This window comes from Streptomyces sp. NPDC052012, assembly GCF_040689265.1.
Lineage (GTDB): Bacteria > Actinomycetota > Actinomycetes > Streptomycetales > Streptomycetaceae > Streptomyces.
Window position 1 is genome coordinate 486,408 of sequence record NZ_JBFAXA010000003.1, and the last position, 21,311, is coordinate 507,718.

Annotated in this window: 17 protein-coding genes; 11 read left to right on the forward strand and 6 right to left on the reverse strand. The window is 71.6% G+C overall.

Translation table 11 applies throughout. From position 1 onward, the window contains the following. Window positions 1-24: 24 nt before the first annotated feature. Window positions 25-1,710 carry an alpha/beta hydrolase gene (locus tag AB0412_RS09390; protein ID WP_366401912.1) on the forward strand — a complete coding sequence of 562 codons (1,686 nt, stop codon included), beginning with the start codon at window positions 25-27 and terminating at the stop codon, window positions 1,708-1,710. 98 nt (window positions 1,711-1,808) lie between these two features. Here AB0412_RS09390 and hemQ read toward each other — a convergent pair whose 3' ends face one another. Together hemQ and hemG are read right to left on the reverse strand one after the other, a co-directional pair. Continuing rightward, complete coding sequence (hemQ, locus tag AB0412_RS09395; protein ID WP_366401913.1) at window positions 1,809-2,540, reverse strand: hydrogen peroxide-dependent heme synthase; 732 nt, start codon at window positions 2,538-2,540, stop codon at window positions 1,809-1,811. Between the two features lie 5 nt (window positions 2,541-2,545). Further along, window positions 2,546-4,057 carry a protoporphyrinogen oxidase gene (hemG, locus tag AB0412_RS09400; protein WP_366401914.1) on the reverse strand — a complete coding sequence of 504 codons (1,512 nt, stop codon included), beginning with the start codon at window positions 4,055-4,057 and terminating at the stop codon, window positions 2,546-2,548. A gap of 159 nt (window positions 4,058-4,216) precedes the next feature. On the opposite strand from hemG, the gene AB0412_RS09405 reads away from it, so the two are divergent. Both AB0412_RS09405 and AB0412_RS09410 read left to right on the forward strand, forming a co-directional pair. Further along, window positions 4,217-5,215 carry a DUF4349 domain-containing protein gene (locus AB0412_RS09405; protein ID WP_366401915.1) on the forward strand — a complete coding sequence of 333 codons (999 nt, stop codon included), beginning with the start codon at window positions 4,217-4,219 and terminating at the stop codon, window positions 5,213-5,215. A gap of 38 nt (window positions 5,216-5,253) precedes the next feature. Beyond that, window positions 5,254-6,657 carry an FAD-dependent oxidoreductase gene (locus AB0412_RS09410; protein ID WP_366401916.1) on the forward strand — a complete coding sequence of 468 codons (1,404 nt, stop codon included), beginning with the start codon at window positions 5,254-5,256 and terminating at the stop codon, window positions 6,655-6,657. A 57-nt stretch (window positions 6,658-6,714) separates the two neighbouring features. Here the strand turns inward: AB0412_RS09410 and AB0412_RS09415 are convergent, their stop codons facing one another. Next, a complete protein-coding gene (locus AB0412_RS09415) occupies window positions 6,715-7,044 on the reverse strand; it encodes a hypothetical protein (RefSeq protein WP_366401917.1) in 330 nt (109 codons plus the stop codon). Window positions 7,045-7,160: 116 nt separating this feature from the next. Here AB0412_RS09415 and AB0412_RS09420 point away from each other — a divergent pair, with 116 nt between their 5' ends. Continuing rightward, window positions 7,161-7,988 carry a rhomboid family intramembrane serine protease gene (locus AB0412_RS09420; RefSeq protein WP_366401918.1) on the forward strand — a complete coding sequence of 276 codons (828 nt, stop codon included), beginning with the start codon at window positions 7,161-7,163 and terminating at the stop codon, window positions 7,986-7,988. A gap of 15 nt (window positions 7,989-8,003) precedes the next feature. On the opposite strand, the gene hemE is transcribed toward AB0412_RS09420, so the two are convergent. After that, window positions 8,004-9,071 (reverse strand): uroporphyrinogen decarboxylase, encoded by a 1,068-nt coding sequence (gene hemE, locus AB0412_RS09425; protein ID WP_366401919.1) that lies wholly within the window; start codon window positions 9,069-9,071, stop codon window positions 8,004-8,006. A 145-nt stretch (window positions 9,072-9,216) separates the two neighbouring features. Between hemE and AB0412_RS09430 the strand changes: the two genes are divergently transcribed. The 3 genes from AB0412_RS09430 to AB0412_RS09440 all read left to right on the forward strand — a co-directional run bounded on the left by AB0412_RS09430 (window position 9,217) and on the right by AB0412_RS09440 (window position 12,245). After that, a complete protein-coding gene (locus AB0412_RS09430; protein ID WP_366401920.1) occupies window positions 9,217-9,891 on the forward strand; it encodes a DUF3000 domain-containing protein in 675 nt (224 codons plus the stop codon). A gap of 269 nt (window positions 9,892-10,160) precedes the next feature. Continuing rightward, a complete protein-coding gene (locus AB0412_RS09435) occupies window positions 10,161-10,823 on the forward strand; it encodes a response regulator transcription factor (protein WP_004923664.1) in 663 nt (220 codons plus the stop codon). 132 nt (window positions 10,824-10,955) lie between these two features. Next, complete coding sequence (locus tag AB0412_RS09440; RefSeq protein ID WP_366401921.1) at window positions 10,956-12,245, forward strand: ribonuclease D; 1,290 nt, start codon at window positions 10,956-10,958, stop codon at window positions 12,243-12,245. Between the two features lie 78 nt (window positions 12,246-12,323). On the opposite strand, the gene AB0412_RS09445 is transcribed toward AB0412_RS09440, so the two are convergent. Together AB0412_RS09445 and AB0412_RS09450 are read right to left on the reverse strand one after the other, a co-directional pair. Next, window positions 12,324-14,069 carry an acyl-CoA dehydrogenase family protein gene (locus tag AB0412_RS09445; RefSeq protein WP_366401922.1) on the reverse strand — a complete coding sequence of 582 codons (1,746 nt, stop codon included), beginning with the start codon at window positions 14,067-14,069 and terminating at the stop codon, window positions 12,324-12,326. A gap of 58 nt (window positions 14,070-14,127) precedes the next feature. Then, window positions 14,128-14,685, reverse strand: coding sequence for a PadR family transcriptional regulator (locus AB0412_RS09450; RefSeq protein WP_366401923.1), 558 nt, complete (start codon window positions 14,683-14,685; stop codon window positions 14,128-14,130). Window positions 14,686-14,859: 174 nt separating this feature from the next. Here AB0412_RS09450 and AB0412_RS09455 point away from each other — a divergent pair, with 174 nt between their 5' ends. From AB0412_RS09455 to AB0412_RS09470, 4 genes are all read left to right on the forward strand, one after another. Continuing rightward, window positions 14,860-16,080 carry an acetyl-CoA C-acyltransferase gene (locus tag AB0412_RS09455; protein ID WP_366401924.1) on the forward strand — a complete coding sequence of 407 codons (1,221 nt, stop codon included), beginning with the start codon at window positions 14,860-14,862 and terminating at the stop codon, window positions 16,078-16,080. After that, complete coding sequence (locus AB0412_RS09460; protein ID WP_366401925.1) at window positions 16,077-18,206, forward strand: 3-hydroxyacyl-CoA dehydrogenase NAD-binding domain-containing protein; 2,130 nt, start codon at window positions 16,077-16,079, stop codon at window positions 18,204-18,206. Before AB0412_RS09455 ends, AB0412_RS09460 begins: the two co-directional genes overlap by 4 nt. A gap of 144 nt (window positions 18,207-18,350) precedes the next feature. Beyond that, window positions 18,351-19,802 carry a cellulose binding domain-containing protein gene (locus tag AB0412_RS09465; RefSeq protein WP_366401926.1) on the forward strand — a complete coding sequence of 484 codons (1,452 nt, stop codon included), beginning with the start codon at window positions 18,351-18,353 and terminating at the stop codon, window positions 19,800-19,802. Between the two features lie 57 nt (window positions 19,803-19,859). Then, window positions 19,860-21,287, forward strand: coding sequence for a polysaccharide deacetylase family protein (locus tag AB0412_RS09470; protein WP_366401927.1), 1,428 nt, complete (start codon window positions 19,860-19,862; stop codon window positions 21,285-21,287). Window positions 21,288-21,311: the final 24 nt, after the last annotated feature.

Here is a 21,311-nt window from a genome sequence, read left to right on the forward strand (position 1 = left end):
GCTGTGCTCCGAAGGGATACGTCGATGAGAACTGCCGCCGTCCACGCGGCCGCCGGGACCCTGCTGCTCACCACCCTGGCCGCCGCGCCGGCCGGCAGTACCGCCGGCGCTCCCCCGGTGTCCGCCGTTGCTTCGGCGTCCGGCGCTGCTTCGGCCTCCGGCGGGGCCGAGGCGCGGGGCACGGCGGTCGCCGCGGCGCGGGCCGCGTCCGAGGGCATCGAGTTCGGCCGGTGCCCCGACGCCCAGGACCTGCCGGGCAGCATCCGGTGCGGCACCGTCCGGGTCCCGCTGGACTACGCCCGCCCGGACGGCGCGCAGATCCGGCTCACCGTCAGCCGCGTCCGCGCCACCGGCAAGGACCCGGCCAACAGCAAGCGCAAGGTGCCCCGCCAGGGCGCCCTGGTCCACAACCCGGGCGGGCCGGGCGCGAGCGGCATGCACTTCCCGCTGATCGGCCTGCTCCCCCAGTGGAAGCGCATCGCCGCGGCCTACGACCTCGTCGGCTACGCCCCGCGCGGGGTGGGCCGTTCGGCGCCCCTGTCCTGCCAGGACCCCGGAACGTTCCTCGACGGGCCCACGCAGGCGCCCGTCCATCCCTCGGAGGCGTACAAGAAGAAGCGCATCGCGCAGGCCAAGGCGTACGCGCGGGGGTGCGCCGAGCGGGCCGGCGACCGGCTGCGCCACTACACCTCGCTGAACAACGCACGCGACCTGGACGTGCTGCGCGCGGCGCTCGGCGAGCGGCGGCTGACGTTCGTGGGGGCGTCGTACGGCACGTACTTCGGCGCGCTGTACGCCACCCTGTTCCCCGGTCATGTGCGGCGGATGGTGTTCGACTCGGCGGTCGATCCCGACCCGGCGCAGATCTGGTACCGCAACAACCTCGAGCAGTCGGCGGCGTTCGAGGGCCGCTGGGCGGACTTCCGGGAGTGGGCCGCCCGGCACCACGGCGTCTACGGGCTCGGCGACACACCGCTGAAGGTGCAGCGCAGCTACGAGAAGGTGCGCGCCCGGCTCGCCGAGAAGCCGGCGGGCGGGAAGGTGGGGCCGGGCCAGTTGCAGGCGGCGTTGCTGCAGGCCGGTTACTACGACGACTTCTGGCCGCATCGCGCGCACGCCCTGTCGGCGTATCTGAAGGGCGACCCGCAGCCGCTGATCGACCAGGCCGAGCAGCATCCGGAGGCGGCCGTGGAGGAGGAGAACGCGCGCGCGGTCTATCTGGCCGTGGAGTGCAACGACGCGCCCTGGCCGACGGACTGGGCGGTGTGGGACCGGGACAACACGCGGCTGGCGCGCCGGGCACCCTTCGAGACCTGGGACAACGTGTGGACCAATCTGCCCTGCGCCTACTGGAAGGCGCCGCGGCAGCGGCCGCTGGACGTGCGCACCGGCGCCGGTGAGCTGCCGCCGACGCTGATCCTGGCGGCCGAGCGGGACGCGGCGACCCCGTACGGCGGTGCCCTGGAACTGCACCGCCGGCTCGCGGGCTCGGTGCTGGTGACCGAACGGGACGCCGGCACCCACGGCATCGCGGGCGGTCCGAACGCCTGCGTGAACGGGCACATGGAGGCGTACCTGCTCGAGGGCAGGGTCCCGGGCCGCAGCGCGTCCTGCGCGGCACACCCGGAGCCGAGGCCGAGGACCGCGGCCGGGCCGCCCGAGAGGACCTCGCCCGCCGGGAAGGCCGTCCCGGTCCGGCCCGCGCCCTGACCCACGGCCTCATGCGCCCACGCCGGCCGCCTCTCGTCGCACGCGCGCACGCCGGCCGCCCGGATCCGTCAGCGGTCCGCGCGGCCGGCGCCCGCGTGTCAGGCCAGGTCCGCGACCAGCTCGGTGATGTTCTTGCGGCGGCCGGTGAAGAAGGGGATCTCCTCGCGGACGTGCATCCGGGCCTCCGAGCCGCGCAGGTGGCGCATCAGGTCGACGATGCGGTGGAGCTCGTCGGCCTCGAAGGCGAGGATCCACTCGTAGTCGCCGAGGGAGAAGGAGGCGACCGTGTTGGCGCGCACGTCGGGGTAACCGCGGGCCATCTTGCCGTGGTCGGCGAGCATGCGGCGGCGGTCCTCGTCGGGCAGCAGGTACCAGTCGTAGGAGCGCACGAAGGGGTAGACGCTGACGTAGTCGCGGGGCGTCTCGTCGGCGAGGAACGCCGGGATGTGCGAGCGGTTGAACTCGGCCGGCCGGTGCAGCGCCATGTTCGACCAGACCGGCTCCAGCGCGCGGCCCAGCTTCGTGCGGCGGAAGAGGTTGTACGCCTCCTGGAGCTGGTCGGCGGTCTCCGCGTGCCACCAGATCATGAGGTCGGCGTCCGCGCGCAGGCCCGACAGGTCGTAGGTGCCGCGGATCGTGACGTCCTTGGCGGCGAGCTGGTCGAACAGCTCCTGGACCTCTTCGGCGTACCCGCCGCGGTCCTCGGGCAGCACGTCCTTCAGCTTGAAGACGGACCAGAGGGTGTAGCGGATGACCTCGTTGAGGTCCTTGGCCAGCTTGCCCTTGTTGGGGATCCGGTCGGGGGCGGGGGTGGTGGCGTCGTCACTCATGTCCCTTATTCTCCCGCTCCTCCGTGCAGGCTCTGCACCGGGTGGGCGGTGAGCTCCCGCACGGCGCCGAGATCGCCGTGGATCTGGTCGACGGCGGCGTACGCGCTCGCGATGCAGGCGGGGATGCCGACGCCGTCATAGGCCGCGCCGCACACCGCCAGGCCCGGGAGCTTCGCGACGTGGTCGCGGACGCGGGCCACGCGGGCGTGGTGGCCGACGGGGTACTGGGGCAGGCCGTCCTGCCAGCGGGTGACGCGGGCCGCGACCGGGGCGGCGTCCAGGCCGGTGGCCGCCTTCAGGTCGTGCCGCGAGACCTCCACCAGCTCGGCGTCGTCCCGCCCGAGGATCTCCGTCTCGCCGTGCCGGCCCACCGAGGTGCGCAGGACGACGAGGCCGGGGTTCTGCCCGGCGATCCAGCCCCATTTGCCGGAGGCGAAGGTGGCCGCCTTGATGGTGCGGCCGTCGACCGGCGGCACCAGGAACCCGCTGCCCTCCGGGAGACCGGCCTCCGCGCGGCGGTAGGCGAGGGTGATCAGCGCCATGGAGGCGTACTCGACGGCGGCCAGCTCGGCGGCGGCGCCCGGCGCCTCCGCGCGCAGGAGCCGGGCGGCTGCCGCTGCCGGTACGGCGACGACGACCGCGTCGGCGTGCAGCTCGCGCCCACCGGCGATCACACGCCAGGCGGCAGGCGCCTGAGGATCCGGCGGCGCCACCCGGCGCAGCTCCGTCACCGGCGTCCCGGTCAGGATCTCACCGCCGCGCGCCCGGACCGACTCGGCCACCGCGAGGGGCAGGGACCCGACCCCGCCCTCGATGCCCATGAACACCGGGCCTGTCTGCTGCGCGGCTGCCGCCTTCGCCTGGATGTGGCGGACCGCCTCCGTCAGGGACGCGTGGCTCCGGGCGGCCTCGAACAGCTGCGGGACGGCCGAGCGCATCGAGATGCGGTACGCGTCGCCCGCGTACACCCCGCCCAGCAGGGGCTCCACCAGGCGGTCGACCACCTCGCGGCCGACGCGCGCCGCCACGTACTCCCCCACTGCCACGTCGTCGCCCACCTCGGTGCGCGGCAGCTCGGCGTCGCGCCCGATCCGGGCGAGGCCCTCCTCCGAGAGCACACCGGCGAGGGCGGCGGCGGTGCCGGGGACGCCCATGACATGGCCCTTCGGCATGGGGCGCAGGGCGCCGCGGGTCCACAGCGAGGCCGTGGCGGTCGCCGGGGGCTGGAGGCGGTCGGCGAGACCCACCTCGCGGGCGAGGGTCACCGCCTCGGGGCGGCGGGCCAGCATCGACTCGGCGCCGAGGTCGACGCGGGCGCCGGCGATCTCGCCGGGCAGCAGCTTGCCGCCGACCCGCTCCCCGGCCTCCAGCACCGTCACCCGCGCCCCGCGCCCCGACAGCCGGTGCGCGGCGGCCAGTCCCGCGATACCGGCTCCGATGACGACGACGTGCTGCCCCGCGCCGGGGGGTGATCCGGCACCGGTGGGTGACCCGGCGCCGGTGGGTGATCCGTTCATGTCTCCACCTTCTCAGACGCCGCCGACAGTCCCGCCGGGGCCATGTGGCCCCGCCGAGTCCCTACCGTGACCGCATCGGGACCCTTCGGAGCAAACGTCCGGCCGCACTGCCGCGTCGTAGAGGCGTCAGTGGTCACGACGCCGGGGGGACGAACCCGCATGCACACACGACGATCCGTACGACCGGTCCATGCCCTGGCCGGGGTTCTGCTGGCCGCGGCGCTCGCCCTCACCGGGTGCAGCGGCGGCGCCGGTTCCGACTCCGGCGGCGACAGCAAGGCCGCCTCGCAGGCCGACCAGGGGGCCGCACCGGAGGGCGCGAAGCAGGGCGCGTCCGGCGCCGACGGCGCGGGCGGTGCGGCGCGGGCGACCGCGCCCCCGAAGGCCCGCACCACCCACATCATCCGCACCGCCTCGCTGACGGTGCAGGTCAAGGACGCCTCGAAGGCGCTGGCCGAGGCCCGTACCACCACCGAGAACGCGGGCGGCTACGTCGGCAACGAGAGCACCGACCGCGACGCGGAGGGCCACGGGTACACGCGCGTGGTGCTGCGCGTGCCCGCCGAGAAGTACGAGGAGGTCCTCACCGCGCTGGAGGGCGCGGGCAAGCTGCTGCAGCGCGAGGCGAAGGCCGAGGACGTCACCGACCAGGTGGTCGACGTGGAGAGCCGGATCACGTCGCAGCGCGCCAGCGTCGCCCGCATCCGCGAGCTGATGGACCGGGCCACCAAGCTCAGCGACGTGGTGACCCTGGAGGGCGAACTGAGCACCCGCCAGGCCGACCTGGAGGCCCTGCTCGCCCAGCAGAAGTCCCTGAAGGACCGCACGAGCATGGCCACGATCACGCTCTCCCTGTCCGAGAAGCCGGTGAAGAAGGCCGAGAAGGACGACGACCCCGGTTTCCTGGACGCGCTCTCGGGCGGCTGGGACGCGTTCGTGACGATGCTGCGCTGGGTCGTGGTGGCCGTCGGCGCGGTGCTGCCGTTCGCCGTGGTGACGGTCCTGCTGCTCCTGCTGTGGCTGAAGGTCGTGCGGCCCCGGCTGCCGCGCCGCCCGGAGCCGGTGCCCGCGACGACCGCCCTGGGCCCGCTGCCGGCGGCGCGGCCCGCGCCGCAGACGAGGCCCGGCAACGGCGGTGGCGAGACCGAGGGCACCTGATCCCGGCGTGAAATGCCCTGCCCCCGTAGCGTGTTCGCATGAGCATGAGCGATGCGCGGGGTGCGAGGGAACGCCTGGTGGTGATCGGCGGTGACGCCGCGGGGATGTCCGCGGCGTCACAGGCCCGTCGCCTCAAGGGTCCGGACGAGCTGGAGATCGTGGCCTTCGAGCGCGGCCACTTCACCTCCTACTCGGCGTGCGGCATCCCGTACTGGGTGGGCGGTGACGTCCCGGAGCGGGATCAGCTGATCGCCCGCACTCCGGACGAGCACCGCGCGCGGGATATCGATCTGCGCCTGCGCACGGAGGTCGTGGAGATCGACACCGAACGGCAGCGGGTACGCGCGCGCGACGTCGATTCCGGCGCCGAGTCCTGGACGTCGTACGACAAGCTCGTGATCGCGACCGGAGCGCGTCCGGTCCGCCCGGAGCTGCCCGGCGTGGACGCGCCCGGCGTGCACGGGGTTCAGACCCTGGACGACGGGCAGGCCCTGCTGGACACGCTGGCACGCACGCGTGGCAGCCGCGCGGTGGTGGTCGGCGCCGGGTACATCGGCGTGGAGATGGCCGAGGCGATGATCAAGCGCGGCTACGAGGTGACGGTCGTCAACCGCGGCAAGGAGCCGATGGCCACCCTCGACCCCGACATGGGGCGCCTGGTGCACCGGGCGATGGAGGGCATGGGCATCACCATGGTGAACGACGCGGAGGTCACCAAGCTGCTCACCGGCGAGGACGGCAGGGTGAGCGCGGTCGGCACCGAGGACGCCGAGTTCCCCGCGGACGTCGTCGTCCTGGGCATCGGCGTCAGCCCCGAGACGAGCCTCGCCCGCGCGGCAGGCCTCCCTGTCGGCACCCACGGCGGCCTGCTCACCGACCGGTCGATGCGTGTCCGCGGCCACGAGAACATCTGGGCCGGAGGCGACTGCGTCGAGGTGCTGGACCTGGTCTCGGGCCAGGAACGGCACATCCCGCTCGGCACCCACGCCAACAAGCACGGCCAGATCATCGGCGCGAACGCAGCCGGCGGCTACGCCACGTTCCCCGGTGTGGTCGGCACGGCCGTCAGCAAGGTGTGCGACCTGGAGATCGCCCGCACGGGCCTGCGTGAGAAGGACGCGCGCAGGGTCGGCCTGAAGTACGTCACCGCCACGATCGAGTCGACGAGCCGGGCGGGCTACTACCCGAGCGCCTCCCCCATGACGGTGAAGATGCTGGCCGAACGCCGCACGGGCCGCCTCCTGGGCGTCCAGATCGTCGGCAGAGAGGGCGCGGGCAAGAGGGTCGACATCGCAGCGGTGGCCCTGACGGCAGGCATGACGGTCGACCAGATGACCACCCTGGACCTGGGCTACGCCCCACCGTTCTCCCCGGTCTGGGACCCGGTCCTGGTAGCCGCCCGCAAGGCGTCCGCGAAAGTCAGGGCGACTGCAACACCGTGAAGGGGTGCGGGGAACTGCGCGACCAGCGCTGACGAACCCGCACCCGGCAACGCACCCTCACCCCGCCCCGTTGATCCGATCGATCGCCTGCCGAGCCTGCTCAGCCGGCGCCGCCGCCCGCGCCGGCAAGGACGACACAGACGCCGCCGAGGTCACGGCAGGGGGTTGCTCTCCCGCCGGCTTCGCATGCGCAGCAGCCGGCCGAGCCGAGCGCAGGCGATGGCTCACCGCCTCGTCCAGCGTGACCGCCCGCTGCGTCTGCGCGGCCAGCCGCCCCGCCTCCTGCCCCAGCCGGGCCACGTCCTCCCACGGAAGCCGCACCACGAGCGTGAGCTCGGCCTCCCCGTCCGGCAGCGCCTGCACCGCAGGGGTCACTCGGTCGTTCATCGCCTGTTCCTCACGTCGGCCCCGCGGCCCCTTCCCCGCGCCGCGGGCGGTTGACGAGAGATACGCACGGCCGGCCGTCGGTGTTCACCGCCCGCCGTCCGGGCACAAGTCCAGTCGTGGTCATCCCAGTCCATGACGTGAACCCCGCGCGCCGCACCCCCTGGGTGACGTACGCGCTGATCGTCGCGAACGTCGTCGTCTTCGTGTTCCTCACCCCGGGCGTCACCGGCTCCCTCACCGGCGACAGCGGCCTGGCCCAGCTCTGTGATCTGCAGGCGTTCCTGGAGCGCTACGCGGTCGTGCCCCAGGAGCTGATCCACGATCGGATGCCGCGGCTGGTCCCGACGGGCGAGACCGGCGTCGGCCCGCAGGGCCCGGGATGTGTGGTCGCGCCGCCGGGCTACGACAAGTCGCCCGAGCTGAGCGTGCTGACCGCGATGTTCCTGCACGGCGGCTGGCTGCACCTGCTGGGCAACCTGCTGTTCCTGTGGATCTTCGGCAACAACATCGAGGACCGCATGGGCCATCTGCCGTTCGCGCTGTTCTACGCGGTCTGCGGCTACGCGGCGTCGTACGGTTTCGCCGTCCTCAACGCGAACTCGGCCGCCCCCCTGATCGGCGCCTCGGGAGCGATCGCGGGTGTGCTCGGCGCCTATCTGGTGCTGTATCCCACGGCACGCGTGTGGGTCCTCGTCCCGTTCCTGATCTTCCTGCCGCTGCGTCTGCCGGCGTGGATCGTGCTGGGGATGTGGTTCGTGCTCCAGGCGGTGTACTCCTCCGGCGGCGGCGTCTCCGACGCGGGCACGGTGGCGTACGCGGCGCACATCGTCGGTTTCGTCGCCGGAATGCTGATCGCCTGGCCGCTGCGTCCGGGCACTCCCCCGCCGCCGGAACCGCGCGGCCTGCTGTTCGGCAGGCGGGCGCGGCCCCAGCAGCCCTGGTGAGCCGGTGCGGCCCGGTCAGCGCGCGGTCTGCGTGTGGACGTACTCCACGAGGCGGGTCAGCGCGTCCGGGTCGGTGGACGGCATGACGCCGTGGCCGAGGTTGAAGACGTGGCCCTCCAGGCCCGCGGCCGTCTCGAGCACCTCCCGGGTCTTCGCCTCCACGGCCTCGCGTCCGGCGAACAGCACCGTCGGGTCGAGGTTGCCCTGGAGCGCCTTGCCGGGGCCGACGCGGCGGGCGGCCTCGTCGAGCGGGACGCGCCAGTCGACGCCGACGACGTCCGCTCCGGCCTCGCCCATCAGGCCGAGCAGTTCGCCGGTGCCGACGCCGAAGTGGATGCGCGGGACGCCGTAGGACTCGACCGCGCGGAAGACCTTCGCGGAGGCGGGCATGACCGAGCGGCGGTAGTCGGCGGGGGCGAGGGCGCCGGCCCAGGAGTCGAAGAGCTGGACGGCACTGGCGCCGGCCTCGATCTGCACCTCGAGGAAGCCGGCCGTGATGTCGGCGAGGCGGTCGAGCAGGTCGGCCCACAGCTCGGGGTCGCCGTACATCATCGCCTTGGCGTTCTCGTACGTGCGGGACGGGCCGCCCTCGACGAGGTAGCTCGCGAGGGTGAACGGGGCGCCGGCGAAGCCGATCAGCGGGGTGCTGCCGAGCTCGCGGGTGAGCAGGCCGATCGCCTCGGTGACGTAGGAGACGTCCTCGGGGGTGAGGTCGCGCAGCCGGGCCAGGTCGGCGCGGGTGCGCACCGGCTGCTCGACGACCGGGCCGACGCCCGGCTTGATGTCGAGGTCGATGCCGATGGCCTTGAGCGGGACCACGATGTCGCTGAAGTAGATCGCCGCGTCCACGCCGTGCCGGCGCACCGGCTGGAGGGTGATCTCGGTGACCAGATCCGGCCGCATGCAGGAGTCGAGCATGCCGATGCCCTCGCGCACCTTGCGGTACTCCGGCAGTGAGCGCCCGGCCTGCCGCATGAACCACACCGGGGTGTGCGGCACGGGCTCGCGCCTGCACGCCTTGAGGAAGGCGCTGTCGTACGTCGGGTTCTGCTGCTGGCCCGTCGGGCTTCCGTTGGCACTCACCCGGCAAGTCTCGCACGGCCCTCACACGCTCCAGGACCGAAGGGGCACCCGGCTGCACGCGCACGTGGGACACGATCCGGACACCGGTGGGCGGCGCGGGTGTCCCTCCCTGCGCCCGGGCGCGGTTCCGCTTAATCTTCCCCGCATGGCTGCGGCTCAGGGACGACTGTCGGACGGCGCTGGCGGAATGGACGAACCGAAGGACACCGGGGAGGAACTCGGTCAGGGGGGTGCGCCCCCGTTGCCCTTCCGGGCCGCGGTGGACGCGCTACGGGGCGCGCGGCTGCGGCCGCAGATCGAGGTGGAGCCGACCCGTCCGCCGAAGCGGCTCGCGCCGTTCGCGTACGCCCTGGAGGCGGCGGTCGTCGACGGGGACCAGGATCTGGCCGACGGGCGGCTGGTGCTGCTGTACGACCCGGCCGGGCACGACGCCTGGCGGGGCACGTTCCGGCTGGTGACGCTGGTGCGCGCGGAGCTGGAGCCGGAGATGGCGGCGGATCCGCTGCTGCCGGACGTGTGCTGGTCGTGGCTGACCGGTGCGCTGGCCGCGCGGGGGCTGACGTACGGGGAGCCGAGCGGGACGGTGACGCGGGCGAGTTCGCACTACTTCGGGGGGCTGTCGGAGCGCCCTTCGGCCTCGCAGATCGAGATCCGTGCCTCGTGGACGCCCCGGGAGGGGCTCGGCGGGGTGCCGGACACGGCCGCGCACCTGGTGTCCTGGTGCGACCTGCTGGCGCAGGTGGCGGGGCTGCCGCCGGCCGGTCCGGGGGACGCGTCGGTGGTGACGCTGCCGCAGCGGCGGGGGCCGCAGTCGCGCTGAGCTGCCGTACGCGGGACCCCCTGCCGCCGTTCGGGCGGATCACTTTGTCGATACGGCCACTTTCGGAAGCGTTGCGACGCGTACCGAAACCGTTCGATCTTCGAATGATCGACCGTGTGTCCGAATTGCACGAATTGTTACTCACTGAATCGTGATCATTCTCTAAAGGACGCCGGGTTTGCTGCCGAAGACGACTGTGACCTTGAAAGCACGGTTCGTCCCGGCTTCACCCCCACGAGCCGGCCCCGTCCCGCACCCCAGGAGGCCTGGTGTCCGTTCTCCTCGAGCAGCCCGCAAGCCTGGTCGCCTACCGCCCGAACAAGCCGACCGCCATGGTGGTCGTGGCCGACCCGCGTGTCCGCTCCACCGTCACCCGCCACCTGTGGGCGCTCGGTGTGCGCGATGTCATCGAGGCCTCGTCCGTCGCGGAGGCTCGTCCCCGCATCGGCAACCCCCGCGACATCTGCGTCGCCGAAGTCCACCTGCCGGACGGTTCCGGCCTCACCCTGCTGTCCGAGACCCGCGCCGCGGGCTGGCCCAACGGGCTCGCCCTGTCCGCCGCCGACGACATCGGCGCGGTGCGCAACGCGCTGGCCGGCGGAGTGAAGGGTTACGTCGTCACCGGCACCCGCACCAACCTCGGGCTCCCCACCCGGCCCGGCGCCGCCCCCATCGGCGCAGCCGCCGCCCGCCTGCACCGCCGCCCCCCGGGTGCTCCGAGCCACCCGGGCGGCTACCGCGAACTGTCCGGCCGTGAGGTCGAGGTGCTGCGACTGGTGGCGGAGGGCCAGTCGAACAAGGCGATCGGCGTCTCCATGGGCCTGTCCGCGCTGACCGTCAAGAGCCACCTCGCCCGCATCGCCCGCAAGCTCGGCACGGGCGACCGCGCCGGGATGGTGGCCGTCGCCCTGCGCACGGGCATCATCCACTGACCTCCCCCGCCCGGCCGAACCCCCCTCCTGCTGCCGAACCCCCTGCCGACCTGACCGGAATACGACCCTCCCCCGCCCGTCGACGGAACGTTCCGTCGGCGGGCGGCTTCGTGGCCCGGATACTCTTGACAGGTGACCGACGCCCACGACACCGCAGCAGACACATCACTGCGAACCACCGGAGGCGCTCCTCCGGACGACGACGGATCTTCTGCTACGGAGGCGCCGATCCCGTTGCTGGAGCCCCGTGACGGCATTCCGCCCGTGATCGCGGACGAGGCCGCCCTCGCCGAGGTGATCGCCGCCTTCGCCGCCGGCACCGGCCCCGTCGCCGTCGACGCGGAGCGCGCGTCCGGCTATCGCTACGGCCAGCGCGCCTACCTGGTGCAGCTGCGCCGCGAGGGCGCCGGGACCGCGCTGATCGACCCCGTCGCCTGTCCGGACCTGTCCGGTCTGGGCGAGGCGCTGTCCGGGGTCGAGTGGGTGCTGCACGCCGCGACCCAGGACCTGCCCTGTCTGCGCGAGATAGGGATGGTGCCGGCCTACCTCTTCGACACCGAGCTGGCCGGGCGGCTCGCCGGGTTCCCGCGGGTCGGTCTCGGCGCGATGGTGGAGAACGTCCTGGGCTTCGTGCTGGAGAAGGGGCACTCCGCCGTCGACTGGTCCACCCGGCCGCTGCCCGAGCCGTGGCTGCGCTACGCCGCGCTCGACGTGGAGCTGCTGGTCGACCTGCGGGACGCGCTGGAGAAGGAGCTGGACCGGCAGGGCAAGCTGGAGTGGGCCCGGCAGGAGTTCGACGCGATCGCCTCCGCGCCGCCGCCCGAGCCGCGCAAGGACCCCTGGCGGCGCACCTCCGGCATGCACAAGGTGCGCCGGCGCCGGCAGATGGCGGTCGTGCGGGAGCTGTGGCAGACCCGGGACCGTATCGCCCAGCGCCGGGACGTCTCCCCGGGCAAGGTGCTGTCCGACGCGGCCATCGTCGAGGCCGCGCTCGCCATGCCGGCCGACGCCCAGGCGCTGGCCGCGCTGAACGGCTTCGGTCAGCGGGTGGGCCGCCGCCAGCTGGAGCAGTGGCAGGCGGCCGTCGACCGGGCGAGGGCGCTCAGCGAGTCGCGGCTGCCCCAGCCCGGCCAGCCGGTCACCGGTCCCCCGCCGCCGCGCGCCTGGGCCGACAAGGACCCCGCCGCGGCGGCCCGCCTCGCGGCGGCCAAGGCCGGCGTGACCGAGCTCGCCGAGCGCCTGAACATGCCGCAGGAGAACCTGATCACCCCGGACACGGTCCGCAGGGTGTGCTGGGAGCCTCCGGCGGTGGTGAGCCCGGAGTCCGTGGCCACCGCCCTGACGGCGTACGGAGCCCGTGCGTGGCAGGTGGAGCAGGTGACGCCGGTGCTGGTGGAGGCGCTGTCGGTGAAGGTGGGCTAGGCGCGGTTCGGGGGCGCGGGGAAGGAGCCGCATCTCGCGGCTGCCCCGCGCCCCTCGGGGTGTGATGCCGGACCGGAGTCACGGCGCCATCTCGTACGCCCCCGACAAAGCTTCGACACGCTCCCAGACTCGCTGCGAGCGGGCCTCGTCGACCGCCGGGCGGCGGAGCGCGCCGAGGGCCCACTGCTGCTGGGCCTCGGTGGCCGAGTCCTTGCCGTGCAGCTCCACCGCGTGCGCGGAGAAGTCGCGGATCAGGACGGCGAACAGTTCGTCCAGGACGTCCTCGTCGAGGGCGGTCAGACGCGCCTGTTCCAGGATCAGCTGGCCGTGCACCACCAGGGCGAAGAGCTGGCCGACGGCGAGCAGCAGGTCCAGGTCGCGGCTCTGCTCCTCGTCCGGCGCGGCCGTGGTGACGAACTCGCACAGGGCGTCCGCTTGTTCGCGGAAGCGGGCGACGTTCGGCAGATGCGCGTAGGCGTCGTAGGCGGTGCGCCAGTCGTGGAAGCGTACGGAGCCGAGGCCGCGCGCCGGTCCCTGCTGGAAGAGGAACGTGTCGTCGGCCGCGTCGAGGCGGGTGGGCACGGGGGCGTACTCGGCCGGATTCAGCAGGTGGTTGCGCATGAACTTGAGGATCAGCGCGAGATTGACGTGGACCGTGCCCTCCAGCTTCGGCAGTCCCCGGATCTCGACGGCGGCCTGCGCGAAGTAGTTGTCCTTCTCGAAGCCCTTGGCCGCGATGACGTCCCACATCAGGTCGATGACCTTCTCGCCCTCGGTGGTCACCTTCATCTTCGTCATGGGGTTGAAGAGGAGGTAGCGGCGGTCGTCCGGGCCCGCGGAGCGGAAGTAGTCGACGGCGCGGTCGCTGAACAGCTTCATGCCGACGAGCCGGACGTAGGCGTCGGTCAGCTCCCGGCGCACGTGCGGGAAGGCGGTGACGGGACGGCCGTAGAGGATCCGGTTGTGGGCGTGGGTGACCGCCTCGTACATCGCGTGCTCGCAGATGCCGATGGACGCGGTGCACAGGTTGAACTTGCCGACGTTGACGGTGTTGAGCGCGGCGTCGAAGGCGGCGCGGCCGGTGTGCAGGACGTCCTCGGGGCCGACCGGGTAGTCCTCCAGGCGGAACTCGCTGACGAACTTGGAGGAGTCGACGACGTTCTTCACCAGGTGGTACGAGGGATGGCGGCTGTCGGCGGCGAAGAAGACGTAGCCGTCGGGGCCCTCGATGTCGGTGCGCCGGCCGAAGACGGAGACCAGACCGGCCGCGTTGCCGTTGCCGATGTAGTACTTGGAGCCGTTCGCCCGGAAGCCGCCGTTGCCGTCGGGCTCCAGCAGCATGTCGGTGGAGTAGATGTCGGCTCCGTGCGCCTTCTCGGACAGTCCGAAGGCGAACACCTCGCCCTGGTCGAGGAGTTCGGCGGCACGGGTGCGGGCGGCGGTGTTGTCGCTCTGCCAGACCGGGCCGAGGCCGAGGACGGTGACCTGCCAGGCGTACCAGTAGTCGAGGCCGTAGAAGCCGAAGATCTCGTTGAGGGCGGCGATGCGGGCGGTGTCCCAGCGCTTGGCGCCCTGCTCACCGCCCCGCTCGCCGTCCTGCTCACCGGCGGCGGAGGCGGGGGTGAGGAAGGTCGCGAACAGGCGCTCCTTCGCGGCGAAGGCGAGGAAGTCGGCCAGCCAGGCGCGGGAGCGGTAGTCCTCGATCAGCCTGCGCTTGCCGCGGTCCTCGAACCAGTCGACGGTCGCGCGCAGCAGCCGTCGCGTCTCGGGGTCGAAGTGGGCCGGGTCGTAGGTGCGCGGGTTGAACAGCAGCGGGTCCGTCATGGAGTTCGCCTTTCCGGCGTGGCGGGTTGCGGGTGAGGGTGGAGTTCGGCAGGTGGGTTCAGCGGCCGGTGCCGAGCCGGCGCAGCGTGGCGAGTACGTCGTCGAGCCAGGCGAGGGTCATCCGCTCGAAGGCGATGCCGCCGCGCAGCACGACGTGCTGGAGTTCCTGTCCGGCGTCGGGCTCGGCCGGTGCGTCCGGGCCGGTGAAGTCGCGGTGCTCCCCGGCCAGGTAGTGCGCGAGCCGTTCGCTGTGGATCCGGTGGTGGCGTTCGACCTCGCCGATCAGCGCGGCCGGGTCGTCGAAGGCGGCGCCGCGGATCTTCACGGCGAGGTCGTGCCGGATGCTCTCGGGCTCGATCGGCTCGTGCAGCCACTGGGCGAGGGCGTCGCGTCCGGCGGCGGAGACGGAGTACTCCTTCTTGTCCGGGCGGCCCTCCTGGGGCACCTCGCGCACGTCGATCCAGCCGTCGCTCTCCATGCGTTTGAGCACGCGGTAGATCTGCTGGTGGGTGGCGGTCCAGAAGTAGCCGATGGACCGCTCGAAGCGCCGGGACAGCTCATAGCCGGAGCCGGGCTTCTCCAGCAGCGAGACGAGGATCGCGTGGTCGAGGGCCATACACTGATGCTGCTATGCAACTCGTTGCATAGGCAAGGGCACACAGCGCCGTCCCGGTGAAGACCGGTGTGACCTTCGCCGCTCGCCGCCCCAGGGCTGGGCAGCTACGTTACTCATAAGTAGCATGATGCTTAAGCAAGCGCTCAGCATCCCGCACCCTGGAGGAGAGCCATCGTGCCTCGTACCGTCAGGGACGTCGTCTTCGTAGACGGCGTCCGCACCCCGTTCGGCAAGGCGGGCCCGAAGGGCATCTACCACGAGACCCGTGCCGACGACCTCGTCGTCAAGGCGATCCGGGAGCTGCTGCGCCGCAACCCCGGGCTCGACCCGAAGAAGATCGACGAGGTCGCCATCGCCGCGACCACGCAGATCGGTGACCAGGGACTCACCATCGGCCGCACCGCCGGGATCCTCGCCGGTCTGCCGCAGTCCGTCCCGGGCTACTCCATCGACCGCATGTGCGCCGGTGCCCTGACCGCCGTGACCACGGTGGCCGGATCCGTCGCCTTCGGCGCGTACGACGTCGCCATCGCGGGCGGTGTCGAGCACATGGGCCGCCACCCGATGGGCGAGGGCGTGGACCCGAACCCGCGGTTCGTCTCCGAGAAGCTGGTCGACGAGTCGGCGCTGTTCATGGGCATGACGGCGGAGAACCTGCACGACCGGTACCCGCAGATCACCAAGCTGCGCGCCGACGAGTACGCGGTGCGCTCGCAGGAGAAGGCCGCCAAGGCGTACGCCAACGGCAAGATCCAGGCCGACCTGGTGCCGATCTCCGTGCGCCGCACCAACCCCGAGGGCGGCGAGACCGGCTGGGGCCTGGTCACCGCCGACGAGCCGATGCGTCCGGGCACCACCCTGGAGAACCTCCAGGGCCTGAAGACGCCGTTCCGGGTGCACGGCCGGGTCACCGCCGGTAACGCGGCCGGTCTGAACGACGGCGCGACCGCCTCGGTCATCGCCTCCGAGGACTTCGCCCGCGAGAACGGGCTGCCGGTCAAGATGCGCCTGGTCTCCTACGCCTTCGCGGGCGTGGAGCCCGAGGTCATGGGCTACGGCCCGATCCCGGCCACGGAGAAGGCGCTCGCGCAGGCGGGCCTGTCCATCTCCGACATCGGCCTGTTCGAGATCAACGAGGCCTTCGCCGTCCAGGTGCTGGCCTTCCTGGACCACTACGGCATCGCCGACGACGACGAGCGCGTCAACCAGTACGGCGGCGCCATCGCGTTCGGCCACCCGCTGGCCTCCTCCGGCGTCCGCCTGATGACGCAGCTGGCCCGCCAGTTCGAGGAGCAGCCGCACGTCCGCTACGGCCTGACGACCATGTGCGTCGGCTTCGGCATGGGCGCGACGGTCATCTGGGAGAACCCGCACTTCGACGGAGGCAACAAGTGAGCACCACCGCTGAACTCCTCAAGGGCGCGGCCGAGCTGTTCCCCGACGAGGTCGTCACGCAGGCGCACGTACGCCACTTCGACCTCCCCCTGGGTTCGGGCCGTTTCGCCCTGATCACCCTGGACAACGGCCTGGACCACACCAAGCCGACCACCTTCGGCCCCCAGTCGCTGGCGAACCTCGACGCCGCCGTCGACCAGGTGGAGAAGGAGGCCGCGGACGGCGACATCGTCGGCGTCGGCATCACCGGCAAGCCGTTCATCTTCGCCGTCGGCGCCGACCTCAAGGGCGTCGAGCTGCTGAAGCGGCACGAGGACGCGCTCGCCATCGGCAAGGGCGGCCACGACGTCTTCAAGCGGCTGTCGAAGCTCGCCGTGCCGACCTTCGCCTACTACAACGGCGCCGCCATGGGCGGTGGCGTCGAGGTCGGTCTGCACTGCACCTACCGCACGGTGTCCGCGGCCATCCCGGCGTTCTCCCTGCCCGAGGTCTTCCTCGGCCTGGTGCCCGGCTGGGGCGGCTGCACCCTGCTGCCGAACCTGATCGGTGCGGACAAGGCCGTCTCGGTGATCATCGAGAACAGCCTCAACCAGAACAAGCAGCTCAAGGGCAAGCAGGTCCACGAGCTCGGGATCGCCGACGCGATCTTCGAGGGCGCGGACTTCCTGGAGCAGTCGCTGATCTGGACGGCCTCCGTCCTCAAGGGCGAGATCGAGGTCGAGCGCCCGGTGATCGACCGCGGCGAGGCCTGGGACCAGGCCGTCGCCAAGGGCCGCTTCATCGCCGACTCCAAGGTGCACGGCGCCGCCCCGGCCGCCTACCGTGCCCTGGACATCATCGCCGCAGCCAAGAACGGCGACCTCCAGCAGGGCTACGACGCCGAGGACCAGGCGCTCGCCGACCTGATCATGGGCGGTGAACTGCGCGCCGGCATCTACGCGTTCAACCTGGTGCAGAAGCGCGGCAAGCGCCCCGCGGGCGCCCCGGACAAGAACCTGGCCCGCCCGGTCACCAAGGTCGGTGTCGTCGGCGCCGGTCTGATGGCCTCCCAGCTCGCGCTGCTGTTCCTGCGCCGCCTCGAGGTGCCGGTCGTGCTGACCGACATCGACCAGGAGCGCGTCGACAAGGGTGTTGCTTACGTCCACGCCGAGATCGACAAGCTGCTCGGCAAGGGCCGGATCAACCAGGACAAGGCCAATCGCCTCAAGGCCCTGGTGACCGGTGTCCTGGACAAGGCCGAGGGCTTCGCGGACGCCGACTTCATCATCGAAGCCGTCTTCGAGGAGATGGGCGTCAAGCAGAACGTGTTCGCGGAGGTCGAGGCGGTCGCCCCGGCGCACGCGATCCTCGCCACCAACACCTCCTCGCTGTCGGTGACGGAGATGGCGTCGAAGCTGAAGAACCCCGAGCGGGTCGTCGGCTTCCACTTCTTCAACCCGGTCGCGGTGCTGCCGCTCCTCGAGATCGTCCGCGGCGAGAAGACCGACGACGCCTCGCTCGCGACCGCGTTCGCCGTCGCCAAGAAGCTGAAGAAGACCGCGGTCCTGGTCAAGGACGCCCCGGCGTTCGTCGTGAACCGCATCCTGACCCGCTTCATGGGCGAGATCCAGAACGTCATCGACGAGGGCACCCCGGTCGAGGTCGCCGAGAAGGCCGTCGAGCCGCTCGGTCTGCCGATGTCGCCGCTGGTCCTGCTGGAGCTGGTCGGCCCGGCGATCGGTCTGCACGTCTCCGAGACGCTCAACAAGGCGTTCCCGGACCGCTTCACGGTCTCCCCGAACCTCAAGGCGGTCGTCGAGGCGGGCAAGCGCGGCTTCTACGTCTACGACAGCGGCAAGCCGGAGCTGGACCCGGAGGTCGCCGCGCTGCTGAAGCAGGGCGACACCGTCCTCACCGAGGAGCAGGTGCGGGCGCGGGTGCTGGACGCGGTGGCGCAGGAGATCGGGCTCATGCTCGACGAGGGCGTCGTCGCCGAGGCCCAGGACATCGACCTGTGCCTGATCACGGGCGCCGGCTGGCCGTTCCACCTGGGCGGCATCACGCCGTACCTGGACCGCGAGGGTGTCTCCGAGCGGGTCAACGGCAAGCGGTTCCTGGCTCCGGGCGTGGCGAGCGTCCCGGCGTAACCGCCCGTCCCTGACGAGGGGGTGGGCCGCACGGTAACGATCCGTGCGGCCCACCCCCTTTCGCCACACGGGTACCGATAGGATCTCCACACCATCCGACCACTTGTTTACACGCTCGTAGTGTTGTTTTGCTGAGGAGTCCCCGTGGCGTCCACCCGCCGCCGCCCACCCCGACGACGGGTCTGGCCCAAGATACGGCTGCTGCTGATCGTGGCCGTGCTCGCCGGCGCCGCCACGGTGACGTACCCCTACTGGAAGCCCCTGTACAAGGCGGCCAATCCGGATCCGCCCGAGCTCCTCGTGCGCTACCGCACCAGCACCCCGGCCACGTCGGCGGTGGCCAAGCCGTCCCTCGAGGTCTTCAACAAGACCGACAAGCCGCTGCCGCTCAGCGATGTCGCGCTGCGCTACTACTTCACCGCCGACGACTCCGCGTCGTACGCCTTCAACTGCGTGAACGCCGCGTTCGGCTGCTCCCACCTGGCGGGCCGGGTCGTCGAGATGGACAAACCCACCGAAACCGCCGACCGCTACCTGGAGATACGGTTCAGCGAGGCCGCGGGGACACTGAAGCCGGGCGCCAACAGCAAGGGCATCGACGTCCAGCTGTTCCGCACCGACCACAAGAAGCTGAACCAGTCGGACGACCGCTCCTTCGACGCCAAGATGACCAGCTACAAGGAGGCGGAGAAGGTCACCGCCTACAAGCGGGGCGTGCTCGCCTGGGGTGAGGAGCCGGACGGCAGCAAGCCGGCCGAGGACAAGGACAAGGCGAAGGCGGCCACCGCGCCCGACCCCCTGCCGGCCGCCCCCGAGGGCGTGCTGTTCGACAACTTCGACTACCTCGGCGCCAAGGACCCCGCCCTGTTCAAGCACGGCTGGCTGGTGCGCACCAGCAAGGGCGGACCCGGCATCGAGAACACCTGGTCCGCCGACGGCGTGACCTTCCCGAGCGACGAAGAGGCCCTGGAGGCCGGTCAGGTGCTCCAGCTGCGCGCCAGCACCGACGGCACCGAGGCGGGCACCAAGCAGGCGAGCCTCGGCACCGCCGAGAGCAAGTTCCGCGAGGGGACGTACGCGGCCCGTGTCCACTTCAGCGACGGGCCCACCACCGGCGACGAGGGCGACCACGTCAACCAGACCTTCTACACCATCGGCGGCAAGGGCTCGACGTACAGCGAGCTGGACAACGAGTACATGCCCAACGGCGGCTGGGGCCGCCCCGGTCCCAAGCTCGACACGGTGACCTGGTACGACCACAAGACGAACGACCGGGTCTACCAGACCACCAACAAGAGCCTCGACGACTGGCACACCGTGATGATCCGGGTGAAGGACGACGTCGTGTCGTACTGGATCGACGGCAAGAAGCTGTTCGTCAGCAGCGGCAAGTACGCCCCGCGTGCGGGGATGTCGGTGAACTTCAACCACTGGTTCATCGACCTGCCGTTCAAGGGGGACCGGGCCTGGGACATGAAGGTCGACTGGCTTTACTACAACGCGAACGACACCCTGTCGGCGAAGGAAGTCCAGGCCCAGGTCGAGGGCTTCGCCGGCAGCGGTATGAACTACTTCGACATGGTTCGGGGGTCCTGAGTGGGCAAGAGGCGGGCCAGCGCACAGAGTCGTGCCGCTGAAGGTGAGAAGCCGGTGGTGAGCCGGCGTGCCGCACTGCTGATGGGCGGTGCGGGCGGTGTCGCGATGGCGGGCGGAGGCGCCTGGCTGGGCAGTGTCGCAGCCCAGCCCGCGGCGGCCCCGGCGGCGGCCGAGGGTGCCATCGGCGGCCTGACGACGCCGCCGCCGTACGCCCCGTCGGGCCGCAGGCCCAAGAACCGGCGGGCCACCTGGTCCCAGCAGTTCCAGGCGTCGCACGGCTGGAGCGCCGGGGGCGGCGGCACGGCGTCGGCCGAGGCGAACGACAAGACACAGTTCGTGCGGGGCACCCAGTCGGTGCGGGTGACCACCAACGGCACCGGCAAGCAGTCGTACGTCCGCAAGACGGGCATGCCCGCGCTGAACGCGACCGGGAAGATGATCCGGCTGCTGTTCCGCGTCGACGACGTCAGCAACCTGGCAAAGATGGTCTTCTATCTGGGCAGCGGCGGGCTGAAGAACTACTTCGCCTGGACGTTCCACGTCCACTCCAAGACCGCGGCCAACTACGTGCAGTCCGGTGAGTGGGTGACGGTCCACCTCCAGTGGGCCGATGTGAACAGCGCGGCCGGCACCTACGCCCTGTCGGCCGCGGGCAAGCCGTCCACGACGACCGGCTTCACCGACATGTCGTTCGCGGTGTACGACAACGCGGGCGGGCAGGTGACGTACCGGCTGCAGGCCGTGGAGCTGATACCGGACACCACCGACGTGTTCCCCAACGGTGTCGTCTCCATCACCTTCGACGACTCCCACCGGTCGATCCACGACCTGGCCCGTCCGATCATGGACTCCTTCGGCTTCCCCGGCACGGTGTACAACATCGCCGACGCCATCGGCACCGGGAGCTTCCTGTCCGTGGACCAGATGCGGTCCATGCAGAACTTCTCCGGCTGGGAGATGGCCGGGCACTCCTACGCCAACGCGGTGCACACCGCGAGCTATCCCAAGCTGACCGCGGAGGAGGCCGACGAGGACTTCCGCAAGCTGCGGGAGTGGCTGGTGTCCAACGGCTTCACCAGCGAGCACTTCGCCTATCCGCACGGGGCGTTCCAGAAGACCTCGGACGGTGTCCCGGTCGACCTGATCGCCAGCCGGCACTTCACCACCGCCCGGTCGATCATCTCCGAGACGATCGAGTCCTTCGCCCCGGCCAACCCGTACCGGCTGAAGTCGCTGACCGGCATCACCGACGGCACGGGCATCGGCGGCACGCCCCTGTCGAAGCTGACGGGCGAGGGCGGCAAGCTCGACCGGTGCGCGGACAGCGGCGACTGGCTCATCCTGTGCCTGCACAAGATCGTCGACGGGACGCCGAAGACCAGCACCGAGATCGGCACGGCGGGGCTCACCACGCTGATGCAGGAGCTCGAGGACCGGGACATCCCGGTGGTGACGGTCGAGGAGGCGATGGCCTACTACAAGTAGGCCCGCACGCACGACGAAGGGGGC

Excerpts from the sequence above, each read along its gene's own strand:
- AB0412_RS09450 (WP_366401923.1), bottom strand. The coding sequence starts at position 14,685 with ATGGCCCTCGACCACGCGATCCTCGTCTCGCTGCTGGAGAAGCCCGGC.
- AB0412_RS09405 (WP_366401915.1), top strand. The coding sequence starts at position 4,217 with ATGCACACACGACGATCCGTACGACCGGTCCATGCCCTGGCCGGGGTT.
- hemQ (WP_366401913.1), bottom strand. The coding sequence starts at position 2,540 with ATGAGTGACGACGCCACCACCCCCGCCCCCGACCGGATCCCCAACAAG.
- AB0412_RS09430 (WP_366401920.1), top strand. The coding sequence starts at position 9,217 with ATGGCTGCGGCTCAGGGACGACTGTCGGACGGCGCTGGCGGAATGGAC.
- AB0412_RS09410 (WP_366401916.1), top strand. The coding sequence starts at position 5,254 with ATGAGCATGAGCGATGCGCGGGGTGCGAGGGAACGCCTGGTGGTGATC.
- AB0412_RS09390 (WP_366401912.1), top strand. The coding sequence starts at position 25 with ATGAGAACTGCCGCCGTCCACGCGGCCGCCGGGACCCTGCTGCTCACC.
- hemG (WP_366401914.1), bottom strand. The coding sequence starts at position 4,057 with ATGAACGGATCACCCACCGGCGCCGGGTCACCCACCGGTGCCGGATCA.
- AB0412_RS09415 (WP_366401917.1), bottom strand. The coding sequence starts at position 7,044 with ATGAACGACCGAGTGACCCCTGCGGTGCAGGCGCTGCCGGACGGGGAG.
- AB0412_RS09445 (WP_366401922.1), bottom strand. The coding sequence starts at position 14,069 with ATGACGGACCCGCTGCTGTTCAACCCGCGCACCTACGACCCGGCCCAC.